Origin of the sequence: Pseudomonas sp. WS 5532, assembly GCF_012985445.1 — a bacterium.
GTDB classification, from domain to species: domain Bacteria; phylum Pseudomonadota; class Gammaproteobacteria; order Pseudomonadales; family Pseudomonadaceae; genus Aquipseudomonas; species Aquipseudomonas edaphica.
Genome location: NZ_JAAQWK010000031.1, coordinates 1 through 12,443, shown reverse-complemented (window position 1 = coordinate 12,443; position 12,443 = coordinate 1). Strand labels below are relative to the sequence as shown.

The following is a 12,443-nucleotide window of genomic DNA, read 5'->3' as shown; positions in this document are numbered from 1 at the left end:
TCAGATGTTGAAGCTTTCGCCGCAGCCACATTCACCGCGCACGTTGGGGTTGTTGAACTTGAAGCCTTCGTTCAACCCTTCCTTGACGAAATCGAGTTCGGTGCCGTCCAGGTAGGTCAGGCTTTTAGGGTCGATGATCACTTTCTCGCCGTGACTTTCGAACACCTGGTCCTCTTCAACCACCTCGTCGACAAACTCCAGCACGTAGGCAAGGCCGGAACAGCCCGTGGTGCGAACACCCAGACGAATCCCCTCACCTTTACCGCGCCCATTCAGGGAGCGGCGAATGTGCTGCGCAGCCGCTTCTGTCATGCTGATAGCCATCGTTGACTCCTTACTCGTCGCCAAATGCTTAGATCAAGCCTTTCTTCTGCTTGTAGTCGCGAACGGCCGCCTTGATGGCGTCTTCGGCGAGTACGGAGCAGTGAATTTTCACTGGCGGCAGGGCCAGCTCTTCGGCCAGCTGGGTGTTGCTGATGGTGACAGCCTCATCCAGGGTCTTGCCTTTCATCCACTCGGTAGCGAGGGAGCTTGAGGCAATGGCGGAACCGCAGCCGTAAGTCTTGAACTTGGCGTCTTCGATAACGCCAGCGTCGTTGACCTTGATCTGCAGGCGCATCACATCGCCGCACGCCGGAGCGCCGACCATACCGGTGCCGACATCAGGGTCTTCCGCGTTCATCTTGCCGACGTTGCGCGGGTTTTCGTAGTGGTCGATGACCTTTTCGCTGTAAGCCATGGTACTGAATCCTCACTCATCAGGGCCGCTCTGGAACCCTGTAAAAACGCCTGCGTTTTCCGCCACGTTCTTACAGAGCTTGGGTGGCGGCTTCTATAGTTAGTGTGCCGCCCACTCGATCTTGGAGATATCGACACCGTCTTTGTACATGTCCCACAGCGGCGACAGAACGCGCAGCTTGTTGACGGCTTCGCAGACTTTCTGCGCGGCGTAGTCGACTTGCTCTTCGGTGGTGAAACGGCCGAACGTAAAGCGGATCGAGCTGTGTGCCAGTTCGTCGTTGCGGCCCAGGGCGCGCAGAACGTACGAAGGCTCAAGGGAAGCCGAGGTGCAGGCCGAACCGGACGAAACCGCCAGGTCCTTGAGCGCCATGATCAGCGACTCGCCTTCGACGTAGTTGAAGCTCAAATTCAGGTTGTGCGGTACACGGGCGGTCATGCTGCCATTGATGTACAGCTCTTCAAGGTTCTCGACCTGCTTGTAGAAGCGATCGCTCAGCGCCTTGATACGGATGTTTTCGGCAGCCATGTCTTCTTTGGCTACACGGAAGGCTTCGCCCATGCCGACGATCTGGTGAGTCGCCAGGGTGCCGGAACGCATGCCGCGCTCGTGACCGCCGCCGTGCATGGTCGCTTCGATGCGCACGCGAGGCTTGCGGCTCACGTACAGCGCGCCGATGCCTTTAGGGCCGTAGGTTTTGTGGGCAGAGAACGACATCAGGTCGACTTTCAGCTTGGACAGGTCGATGTCGACCTTGCCGGTGGACTGAGCAGCGTCGACGTGCAGCAGGATGCCTTTGGAGCGAGTCAGCTCGCCAATGGCTGCGATGTCGTTGATGGTGCCGATTTCGTTGTTCACGTGAATCACGGAAACCAGGATGGTGTCTTCACGCAGGGCCGCTTCGATCATGGCCGGCGTGACGATACCGTCGGTGGTTGGTTCAAGGTAGGTAACCTCGAAACCTTCACGCTCCAGTTGGCGCATGGTGTCGAGGACAGCCTTGTGCTCAATCTTGGTGGTGATCAGGTGCTTGCCCTTGGTCGCGTAGAAATGCGCCGCGCCCTTGATTGCCAGGTTGTCGGACTCGGTAGCACCGGAGGTCCAGACGATTTCCCGTGGGTCGGCGCCCACCAGGTCGGCGACTTGGCGACGAGCGTTCTCGACCGCTTCCTCGGCTTTCCAGCCGAATACGTGGGAACGGGAGGCTGGGTTACCGAAGTTTCCGTCAACCAGCAGGCATTCGCTCATCTTTTGCGCGACACGCGGATCAACCGGGGTGGTCGCTGAGTAATCAAGGTAAATCGGCAATTTCATGGACTTTCTCCTAAATCAGGCTGGCTGGCGTGCCGTTAGCTCTTCGGCTGTCACTCGACGGCGGACGCTTCAATCTTGTCCAGACGCGGCGCCTTGGTGTTGCAACGGCGCTGGTCCTGACGCTGGGCTACTTCTTGCACCTCACGGCGAGTCACAAGATCAGCCAAGCTGATACCACTCAAAAACTCATGGATCTGCAGGCTCAAGTCACACCACAAGTGGTGGGTCAGGCAGGTGTCGCCGGCATGGCAGTCACCCAAACCCTGGCATTTGGTGGCATCGACGGATTCGTTCACCGCGTCGATCACCTGAGCTACCTGAATGCCCTGCATATCGCGGGACAATTGATAACCGCCACCCGGCCCACGCACGCTGGAAACCAAGTTGCTACGGCGCAATTTGGCGAACAGCTGCTCGAGGTAGGACAGGGAAATGCCTTGGCGCTCGGAGATATCGGCCAGGGACACCGGCCCAGTTTGCGCGTGCAAGGCCAGGTCAAGCATGGCGGTCACCGCGTATCGGCCTTTTGTAGTCAGTCTCATGGACAAGTACCAAGGTGTTTCAGAATGGGAGCAAGTATGCGATTCCCGAGTATTTAAGTCAACTATAAGACCTAGTACTTTAGTCAGGATTACCCGTAAAAAGGGCGCGCGAATAATAGCAGGGTGGGGTGGGGACGAACAGCGGGAACCGGGCCACGACTCAATCTCAAGACCAATGGAAGCCAAATGTGGGAGCTGGCTTGCCTGCGATAGCGGTGGGTCAGCACCCCCTAAATGAGCTGGCAGACCGCTATCGCAGGCAAGCCAGCTCCCACAGAAGGTTTTATCGCGCTTAAGATTTAACCAGCCTTGGTGGTGGCAGCTTCAACCTTGATCTCGGCGAAGTCTTCTTCGCGCAGCTCAGGCAGATCTTTTGCGCAGTAGCTACTGCCCAACTCCTTCAATGCGCCGCACATACCGTCCAGCTTGCCATCCACGGCCTGCAGGTGGTCGAGCAACTGGCCAATGGCACGCGCCACCGGGTCGGGCATGTCTTCGCTGACACCGTAGGCATCGAAACCGATCTTCTCAGCCATCGCTTTGCGCTTGGCTTCCTGCTCGTCGCCGAGCTCCGGCTTGACGATGATGCGGCCGGGAATGCCCACCACCGTCGCGCCAGGCGGCACCGCCTTGGTCACCACCGCATTGGAGCCCACCTTGGCACCGGCGCCGACAGTGAACGGGCCAAGCACCTTGGCGCCCGCCCCCACCACTACGCCATCGCCCAATGTCGGGTGGCGCTTGCCTTTATTCCACGTTGTGCCACCCAGGGTCACGCCCTGATACAGCGTCACGTCATCACCGATTTCGGCGGTTTCGCCAATCACGATGCCCATGCCATGGTCGATAAAGAAGCGACGACCCACCTTGGCGCCTGGATGAATCTCGATTCCGGTCAACCAGCGCCCAAAGTTCGAAACCAGCCGTGCCAGCCATTTCCAGCCCATGCCCCATAAGACTGCGGACAGGCGGTGAATCCAGATCGCGTGCATGCCTGGGTAGCAGGTCAGCACTTCAAAGGCGTTGCGCGCCGCCGGGTCACGGTGGAAAACACTCTGGATATCTTCTCGCAAACGCTCGAACATTTTTAATCCTTCCGCTTAAGAAGCTCACCACGGGCCGCTTTCTGGGTTTCCGTGAGGATGCCACGCAATATGTTCATTTCTGCCCGGCTTACCGAGCTACGGCCGTACAAGCGACGCAGGCGTGCCATCAAGTGCCGTGGTTTTTCCGGATCGAGAAACTCGATGGCCACCAGAGTTTGCTCCAGGTGCTCATAGAATCGCTCCAACTCGTCCATGGTGGCCAACTCGCCACTCTTGGTCGATGCGACCTCATCCTTCTCGACCTTGCTCGGCTGGCCTTCTGCAGCCAGCCAGGCCATGCGCACTTCGTAACTCAACACCTGCACCGCTGCCCCGAGGTTCAGCGAACTGAACTCGGGGTCTGATGGGATGTGCACGTGGTAATGACATCGCTGCAGTTCTTCATTGGTCAGGCCGGAGTCTTCACGGCCAAACACCAAAGCGATTTCAGCGCCACCTGCAGCCTCTTCCACCACCTTGGTGCCGCATTCGCGCGGATCCAGCAGTGGCCAGGGGATTCGACGGTCGCGAGCACTGGTGCCAAGCACCAGGTTGCAGCCGACCAAAGCGTCTTCCAAAGTGGCGACGACCTGGGCTTTTTCAAGGATGTCATTGGCGCCGGATGCACGGGCATCGGCCTCGTGGTGCGGGAACACACGCGGCTCGACCAGCACCAGGCGCGTCAGCCCCATGTTTTTCATGGCTCGCGCCACCCCGCCGATGTTGCCGGGATGACTGGTATTGACGAGGACGACACGGATGTTTTGCAGCAAGGGAGGCGCTCTCGGACACAGGAAAGGGGAGCAAATCTTACAGAACAGCCTAAGGTTATGCCATGAAAGCTAACGTCGTCCTTCACCTGAAGAAAGTTTCTGCTAGAATGCCCGGCTTTCTTTAACAACCTTAGGTGACACATCCATGCAGCCCATGCTGAATATCGCGCTGCGCGCCGCCCGCAGCGCCAGTGAATTGATCTTCCGCTCCATCGAGCGCCTGGATACCATCAAGGTCGACGAAAAAGACGCCAAGGATTATGTATCCGAGGTGGATCGCGCCGCTGAGCAAAAAATCATCGACGCGCTGCGCAAGGCCTACCCTACCCACGGCATCCTCGGTGAAGAAACCGGCTTGCACAAAGGCAGCGGCGAAGGCGAAGACTACCTGTGGATCATCGACCCACTGGACGGCACCACCAACTTCCTGCGCGGCATCCCACACTTTGCAGTCAGCATCGCCTGCAAATACCGTGGCCGCCTTGAACACGCCGTCGTACTCGACCCGGTTCGCCAGGAAGAATTCACCGCCAGCCGTGGCCGTGGCGCCCAACTGAACGGTCGTCGCCTGCGTGTCAGCGGCCGTACCAGCCTGGACGGCGCCCTGCTGGGCACTGGCTTCCCGTTCCGTGACGACCAGATGGACAACCTGGAAAACTACCTGGGCATGTTCCGCGCCCTGGTTGGCCAGACCGCCGGCATCCGCCGCGCCGGTGCTGCCAGCCTGGACCTGGCGTATGTTGCCGCCGGTCGTTTTGATGCGTTCTGGGAGTCGGGCCTGTCCGAATGGGACATGGCTGCAGGCGCCCTGCTGATCCAGGAAGCTGGTGGCCTGGTGAGCGACTTTACCGGTGGTCACGATTTCCTTGAGAAAGGCCATGTGGTCGCCGGCAACACCAAATGCTTCAAGGCAGTACTGACGGCGATCCAGCCGCACCTGCCGGCTTCGCTGAAGCGCTAAGCGAGCGAGCACAAAAAAGCACCCCAAGGGGTGCTTTTTTTATGCCTGGGATTTGCTATCCCAGCAGCCAACACAATCCAATGTAGGAGCTGGCTTGCCTGCGATAGCGGTCTGCCAGCTAGCTAATGGGTTACTGACCCACCGCTATCGCAGGCAAGCCAGCTCCCACACTTGGATTGATGTCAGCCTTACTGCTGGTTTTGGCCCAGGATCAGACGACCTTCCTTATCCACTGGAATCTGGCCGCCCGGATCACGGTCCATACGTACCGAACCTTCCTTACCGTCCAGGTTGTAGCGCACGTCATAACCAACAACCTTGTCACTGATATCGTTGACCGTGCTGCAACGCTGCTGCGTGGTGGTGTAGGTATCGCGGTTCTGCATACCTTCCTGCACCTTGTTACCGGCGTAACCGCCACCGACAGCACCGGCTACAGTAGCCAGCTTCTTGCCATTACCGCCACCGACCTGGTTGCCCAACAAGCCACCGGCCAGCGCGCCAACCACGGTGCCGACGATTTGGTGTTGATCCTGCACCGGCTTCTGCCGGGTCACGGTGACGTCCTTGCAGACCTCACGAGGGGTTTTGATCTGGGTTTTCACCGGCTGCACTGCCAGCACTTGCGCATACTCAGGGCCGCTTTTTACCAGGCTGTAGGTGGCAACAGCACCCCCGGCAGTCACACCGACAGCACCCAATACCGCACCAACCAGTAACGACTTGTTCACGTGAACCTCCTGACCATCACAAGCGGACCGAAACGTCCGCGCTATACCCAGCCTTGGAGCAAAAAAAAAGGCACGAGTTCAATACTCGTGCCTTCTTTGTAACAGCGTATCAACGAACGCCCATCAAGGACGGTCGTCGACCTCCTTGCCGGTAGCGGCAGGTGGGATCAAATCTTCGCTGTTGAGGTTCAGCCAAATCAGCACCACGTTAGCGATGTAGATCGACGAGTAGGTACCCGCCAGAACGCCGATGAACAGTGCCAGGGAGAAGCCCCACAGATTGTCGCCACCGAAGATCATCAGTGCAGCAATCGCCAGCAAGGTGGAGATCGACGTCGCCATGGTCCGCAGCAAGGTCTGGGTGGTGGAGATGTTGATGTTCTCGACCAGAGTAGCCTTGCGCAGTACACGGAAGTTCTCACGAACCCGGTCGAATACCACGATGGTGTCGTTGAGCGAGTAACCAATGATCGCCAACACCGCCGCCAGCACCGTCAGGTCGAAGGTGATCTGGAAGTACGCCAGGATACCCACGGTGACGATTACGTCGTGGATCAGCGACACAATGGCGCCGACGCCGAATTTCCACTGAAAGCGGAACGCCAGGTAGACCATGATGCCGGCCAGCGCCATCAGCATGCCGAGACCGCCCTGGTCGCGCAGCTCTTCACCCACTTGCGGGCCTACGAACTCGACGCGCTTGACCGACGCCGGGTTGTCACCGCCGACCTTCTGCAAGGCTTCGGCTACCTGATGACCCAACTGCGGATCTTCGCCCGGCATACGTACCAGCAGGTCGGTGGTAGCACCAAAGCTCTGCACGATGGCTTCGTGATAGCCGGCCTTGACCAGCTCGCTGCGCACCAGGGTGACGTCGGCCGGCTTCTCGTAGGTCAGCTCGATGAGCGTACCGCCGGTAAAGTCCAGACCGTAGTTCAGGCCCTTATGGAACCAGCTGAACAACGCCAGAACGGTAAGGAGCACTGTGGCGCCGAACGCAATGTTGCGAACGCCCATGAAGTTGATTGTACGTAACATGGCAGCCCCTTAAATCCACAACTTCTTGAAGTCACGTCCGCCAAAGATCAGGTTGACCATTGCGCGGGTCACCATGATGGCCGTGAACATCGAGGTAAAGATACCGAGGGACATGGTCACCGCAAAACCTTTGACCGGGCCGGTGCCCATGGCAAAGAGAATCCCGCCGACCAGCAGAGTGGTCAGGTTGGAGTCGAGAATCGCGGTAAATGCCCGGCCGAAGCCTTCGTTGATTGCACGTTGTACGGTCATGCCCGCCGCGATCTCTTCACGAATACGCGAGAAGATCAGTACGTTGGCATCTACGGCCATACCCATGGTGAGTACGATACCGGCGATACCTGGCAGGGTCAGTGTTGCGCCCAGCAGCGACATCAGTGCCAGCAGCATCACCATGTTGCCCGCCAGGGCCACGGTGGCGATGACGCCGAAGAAGCGGTAGATGGCGATGATGAACAAGGACACAAACAGCATGCCCCACAAGGCCGCATCGATACCCTTGGTGATGTTGTCGGCACCCAGGCTCGGGCCAATGGTGCGCTCTTCAGCGAAGTACATCGGCGCCGCCAGGCCACCCGCACGCAGCAGCAGTGCCAGCTCGGAAGATTCGCCCTGGCCATTCAGGCCGGTAATGCGGAATTGAGCACCCAGCGGCGACTGGATGGTCGCCAGGCTGATGATTTTCTTCTCTTCCTTGAAGGTCTGCACCGGCACGTCTTTCTCGACACCGTCGACCATTTGTTTGGTGTAGGTGGTGACCGGGCGTTGCTCGATGAAGATCACCGCCATGCTGCGACCGACGTTACTGCGCGTGGCGCGGCTCATCAGGTCACCGCCATGGCCATCCAGACGGATGTTCACTTCCGGAGTACCGTGCTGCGAATCGAAACCCGCCTTGGCGTCAGTCACCTGATCACCGGTGATGATCAAGCCACGCTCGATCAGCGCTGGAGGACGGTTGCCTTCACGGAACTCGAATTCTTCGGCAGTCGCGCGAGTCGCACCCGGCTCAGCCGCCAGACGGAATTCCAGGTTGGCGGTTTTACCCAGGATACGCTTGGCTTCAGCGGTATCTTGTACGCCTGGCAGTTCAACCACGATGCGGTTGGCGCCTTGACGCTGCACGATCGGCTCAGCCACACCCAGCTCGTTGACGCGGTTACGTACCGTGGTCAAGTTCTGCTTGATGGAGTATTCGCGGATTTCCGCGATCTTGGCCGGGGTCATCGCCAGACGCAGCACAGCCTGACCATTCAGGTCAGCCGGTACGATGTCGAAATCATTGAAGTTCTTGCGCACCAGGGCACGGGCCTGTTCGCGGGTCGCTTCATCAGAGAAGCCCAGCTGGATGGCACCGTTGAGCTGCGGCAGGCTGCGATAACGCACCTTCTCTTTGCGCAGCAGGCTCTTCACGTCGCCTTCGTAAACTTTCAGACGCGCGTCGAGGGCTTTGTCCATGTCGACTTCCAGCAGGAAGTGCACACCACCGGACAAGTCCAGACCCAGCTTCATCGGGTGCGCGCCAATGCTGCGCAGCCATTTTGGCGTGGTCTGTGCGAGGTTGAGCGCGACAACGTAGTCATCACCCATGGCCTTGCGCACGACGTCTTTGGCCGGCAACTGGTCTTCGGCCTTGGTCAGGCGCAACAAACCGCCTTTCGCATCAGACGCCAAGGTTGCCGCTTTTACCTGGATACCGGCGTCGGTGAGCGCTTTGCTCGCACGGTCCAGGTCAGCCTGATTGACCTGCAGCGTAGTGCTGGCGCCAGTGATCTGGATCGCAGGGTCATCAGGATAAAGATTGGGAGCGGAATAAATAAAACCGATCGCCAGCACCGCCAGGATCAGTACGTATTTCCACAGAGGGTATTTGTTCAGCATCACGCCGCCCGCTTATAACGCGGGGCGCCTTGCGCGCCCCGTCGATTGGTAAAGGTTGTTACTCAGATCGCTTTGAGCGTGCCTTTTGGCAGCGTGGCGGCGATGGCGCCCTTCTGGAACTTCATTTCTACGGTGTCGGAGACTTCCAGAACCACGAAAGCATCGGAAACCTTGGTGATCTTGCCGGCGATGCCGCCAGTAGTCACAACTTCGTCGCCTTTCTGCAGGCTGCCCAGCAGGTTTTTCTGCTCTTTGGCGCGCTTGGCCTGTGGGCGCCAGATCATCAGGTAGAAGATGACCAGGAAGCCGACCAGGAAAATCCACTCGAAACCACCACCCATAGGGCCGGCGGCGGCAGGCGCAGCGGCGTCAGCCATGGCATTAGAGATAAAAAAGCTCATTTAGCACTCCAGTTGCAAATAGTGAATCTTAGGGTCGGAAAACTCAGTCCAAGGGCGGCACAGGGAGCCCGCGCTTGGCATAGAAGGCATCGACGAAGGCGGCCAATGTACCCTGTTGAATAGCCTCACGCAAACCAGCCATCAGGACTTGGTAGTGACGCAAATTGTGGATGGTATTCAACATGCTACCCAGCATTTCCCCGCACTTGTCCAGATGGTGCAGATAAGCACGCGAGAAGTTCTGGCAGGTGTAGCAGTCACAGGTGGGATCCAGCGGCGAATCATCATGGCGATGGAACGCGTTACGGATCTTCAGCACGCCTGTATCGATGAACAGATGCCCATTGCGGGCATTACGGGTTGGCATCACGCAATCGAACATGTCCACACCGCGGCGCACACCCTCTACGAGATCTTCCGGTTTGCCAACGCCCATAAGGTAACGAGGTTTGTCAGCGGGCATCAGGCCCGGCAGGTAATCCAGCACCTTGATCATCTCGTGCTTGGGCTCACCTACCGACAGACCGCCGATAGCCAGGCCGTCAAAGCCGATTTTGTCGAGGCCTTCGAGCGAGCGCTTGCGCAGGCTTTCGTGCATGCCGCCCTGGACGATACCGAACAGCGCAGCAGTGTTATCGCCGTGGGCGTTTTTCGAGCGCTGAGCCCAACGCAACGACAGTTCCATGGAGATACGCGCGACATCTTCATCCGCGGGATAAGGCGTGCACTCGTCAAAAATCATCACGATGTCGGAGCCCAGGTCGCGCTGCACCTGCATCGACTCTTCAGGGCCCATGAACACTTTGGAACCGTCCACCGGCGAGGCGAAAGTCACGCCCTCTTCCTTGATCTTGCGCATGGCACCCAGGCTGAATACCTGGAAACCACCGGAGTCGGTGAGGATCGGGCCTTGCCACTTCATGAAGTCATGCAGGTCGCCATGCTTCTTGATCACTTCCGTGCCCGGGCGCAGCCACAGGTGGAAGGTGTTGCCCAGGATGATCTCGGCGCCGGTCGCGACGATGTCACGCGGCAGCATGCCTTTTACAGTGCCGTAAGTGCCCACTGGCATGAACGCCGGGGTTTCGACGGTGCCACGCGGGAACGTGAGGCGACCACGACGAGCCTTGCCATCCGTGGCCAACAATTCAAACGACATACGACTCATAGTTGCTCCTCAAGGCCCGCTTCTTTAGGAGCAGTCGGCGCAGGGTTACGGGTGATAAACATCGCATCACCGTAGCTGAAAAAACGGTATCCATTATCGATGGCAGCTTTATACGCCGCCATTGTTTCTGGATAACCCGCGAAGGCCGACACCAGCATCAGCAGCGTGGATTCCGGCAAATGGAAATTGGTCACCAGGCAATCGACCACATGGAACGGCCGGCCCGGGAAAATAAAGATATCGGTGTCGCCACTGAACGGCTTGAGCACACCATCACGCGCGGCACTCTCCAGCGAGCGCACGCTGGTGGTGCCCACTGCAACCACGCGACCACCGCGCGCCTTGCATGCCGCCACCGCATCCACGACTTCCTGGCTGACTTCCAGCCATTCGCTGTGCATATGGTGGTCTTCGATGTTATCCACACGCACCGGCTGAAACGTGCCGGCCCCCACGTGCAGGGTCACATAAGCGCTTTCGACGCCTTTGGCAGCAATCGCATCCAGCAGCGGCTGGTCAAAATGCAGCCCGGCTGTAGGTGCGGCGACAGCACCGAGGCGCTGCGAGTACACCGTCTGGTAGCGCTCGCGGTCCGAGTCTTCGTCGGGGCGGTCGATATAAGGAGGCAGCGGCATATGGCCGACGCGCTCCAGCAGCGGCAACACCTCTTCGGCGAACTTGAGTTCGAACAACGCGTCATGCCGCGCAACCATCTCGGCTTCGCCACCGCCATCAATGAGGATGCTCGAGCCGGGTTTCGGCGACTTGCTGGAGCGCACATGGGCCAGCACGCGATGGCTGTCCAGCACCCGCTCCACCAGAATTTCCAGCTTGCCGCCGGACGCTTTCTGGCCAAACAGCCGTGCCGGAATCACCCGGGTATTGTTAAACACCATCAAATCGCCTGGGCGCAAATGCTCAAGCAAATCAGTGAATTGGCGGTGTGCGAGGGCACCACTCACCCCGTCCAGGGTCAGCAGTCGACTGGCGCGACGCTCGGCCAAAGGGTGGCGAGCGATCAGCGAATCAGGGAGCTCAAAAGTAAAGTCAGCAACGCGCATGATAGGGTTCGTCTAGCAGGGCCGGGGAGTCTAGCGGAAATAGTGAAAATAGACCATGAAACGTGATTGACCAACGGTAATCTCATCTCTATACTTCGCCGCCATTGAGCCCTGATGGCGGAATTGGTAGACGCGGCGGATTCAAAATCCGTTTTCGAAAGGAGTGGGAGTTCGAGTCTCCCTCGGGGCACCATCTTAAAGAAAGACCTTGAATTTCAAGGTCTTTTTTTTCGTCTGTAGAAAAGTGAGATTCCAGCGCTGGCCGCCGCAATGGCGCCCAGAAGGCAAAATCATGAAAGAACAAGCCCTATGACCATAAGCCCTTTCAAAACCTCGTGAGCGCCTTCAGAGGCCGTCGGAGCGTTGCGATTATCCTACCGCCCTCGACCCATATAACGACCTTTCACGATCTGATGAGCCTGGGAGACAGCAGAGTGTCAGCATTCATGTAGAGATAACCAGTGAGCCAGTCTTCTGGAATGGCAAGGAGGCGAGCGCCTGGAGGCGTTTTGACGCGTGCTGTGCACCCGTTAGTGCGCATTGACGGTGGCTTTTTCGCGGGATGGCTTGCGGGACTCTTTTCGACCGCCCAAAACAAAACCCCTGATTGCGTTAGCAATCAGGGGTTTCGGAATTTAATCTTGACGATGACCTACTCTCACATGGGGAAACCCCACACTACCATCGGCGATGCATCGTTTCACTACTGAGTTCGGGATGGGATCAGGTGGTTCCAATGCTCTATGGTC

The 12,443-nt window shown here is 58.4% G+C and carries 13 protein-coding genes, 1 tRNA gene and 1 rRNA gene; 2 read left to right on the top strand and 13 right to left on the bottom strand.

The features are described from left to right. The 6 genes from iscA to trmJ all read right to left on the bottom strand — a co-directional run bounded on the left by iscA (nt 1) and on the right by trmJ (nt 4,453). Entirely contained in the window at nt 1-324 is a 324-nt protein-coding gene (gene iscA / locus HBO23_RS31185) for an iron-sulfur cluster assembly protein IscA (RefSeq protein WP_003209680.1), read from the bottom strand. A gap of 28 nt (nt 325-352) precedes the next feature. Beyond that, nucleotides 353-739, bottom strand: coding sequence for a Fe-S cluster assembly scaffold IscU (gene iscU / locus HBO23_RS31180; protein WP_003175965.1), 387 nt, complete (start codon nt 737-739; stop codon nt 353-355). 99 nt (nt 740-838) lie between these two features. Further along, entirely contained in the window at nt 839-2,053 is a 1,215-nt protein-coding gene (locus tag HBO23_RS31175) for an IscS subfamily cysteine desulfurase (protein WP_017135944.1), read from the bottom strand. Nucleotides 2,054-2,103: 50 nt separating this feature from the next. Next, nucleotides 2,104-2,595, bottom strand: a complete 492-nt coding sequence (gene iscR, locus HBO23_RS31170) for a Fe-S cluster assembly transcriptional regulator IscR (protein WP_003194020.1) — start codon at nt 2,593-2,595, stop codon at nt 2,104-2,106. Nucleotides 2,596-2,894: 299 nt separating this feature from the next. Then, nucleotides 2,895-3,680: a serine O-acetyltransferase gene (cysE, locus tag HBO23_RS31165; RefSeq protein WP_017135943.1), complete on the bottom strand. Its 786-nt coding sequence runs from the start codon at nt 3,678-3,680 to the stop codon at nt 2,895-2,897. Nucleotides 3,681-3,682: 2 nt separating this feature from the next. Continuing rightward, nucleotides 3,683-4,453: a tRNA (cytosine(32)/uridine(32)-2'-O)-methyltransferase TrmJ gene (gene trmJ, locus HBO23_RS31160; protein ID WP_003210307.1), complete on the bottom strand. Its 771-nt coding sequence runs from the start codon at nt 4,451-4,453 to the stop codon at nt 3,683-3,685. 145 nt (nt 4,454-4,598) lie between these two features. Between trmJ and suhB the strand changes: the two genes are divergently transcribed. Beyond that, entirely contained in the window at nt 4,599-5,414 is an 816-nt protein-coding gene (gene suhB, locus HBO23_RS31155; protein WP_003175971.1) for an inositol-phosphate phosphatase, read from the top strand. Nucleotides 5,415-5,602: 188 nt separating this feature from the next. On the opposite strand, the gene HBO23_RS31150 is transcribed toward suhB, so the two are convergent. The 6 genes from HBO23_RS31150 to queA form a co-directional block, all read right to left on the bottom strand. Next, nucleotides 5,603-6,145, bottom strand: a complete 543-nt coding sequence (locus tag HBO23_RS31150) for a glycine zipper 2TM domain-containing protein (RefSeq protein ID WP_017135941.1) — start codon at nt 6,143-6,145, stop codon at nt 5,603-5,605. 123 nt (nt 6,146-6,268) lie between these two features. Next, nucleotides 6,269-7,183 (bottom strand): protein translocase subunit SecF, encoded by a 915-nt coding sequence (secF, locus tag HBO23_RS31145; protein ID WP_017135940.1) that lies wholly within the window; start codon nt 7,181-7,183, stop codon nt 6,269-6,271. Between the two features lie 9 nt (nt 7,184-7,192). Further along, entirely contained in the window at nt 7,193-9,064 is a 1,872-nt protein-coding gene (gene secD, locus HBO23_RS31140; RefSeq protein ID WP_017135939.1) for a protein translocase subunit SecD, read from the bottom strand. Between the two features lie 62 nt (nt 9,065-9,126). Then, nucleotides 9,127-9,465, bottom strand: coding sequence for a preprotein translocase subunit YajC (gene yajC, locus HBO23_RS31135; RefSeq protein ID WP_003175975.1), 339 nt, complete (start codon nt 9,463-9,465; stop codon nt 9,127-9,129). A 43-nt stretch (nt 9,466-9,508) separates the two neighbouring features. Beyond that, a complete protein-coding gene (gene tgt, locus HBO23_RS31130) occupies nt 9,509-10,624 on the bottom strand; it encodes a tRNA guanosine(34) transglycosylase Tgt (RefSeq protein WP_003175976.1) in 1,116 nt (371 codons plus the stop codon). Nucleotides 10,625-10,629: 5 nt separating this feature from the next. After that, complete coding sequence (gene queA / locus HBO23_RS31125; RefSeq protein ID WP_138453875.1) at nt 10,630-11,694, bottom strand: tRNA preQ1(34) S-adenosylmethionine ribosyltransferase-isomerase QueA; 1,065 nt, start codon at nt 11,692-11,694, stop codon at nt 10,630-10,632. A gap of 108 nt (nt 11,695-11,802) precedes the next feature. Here queA and HBO23_RS31120 point away from each other — a divergent pair. Next, nucleotides 11,803-11,887, top strand: a tRNA-Leu gene (locus HBO23_RS31120). Between the two features lie 446 nt (nt 11,888-12,333). Here HBO23_RS31120 and rrf read toward each other — a convergent pair. Beyond that, a 5S ribosomal RNA gene (gene rrf, locus HBO23_RS31115) occupies nt 12,334-12,443 on the bottom strand; the annotation flags it as partial.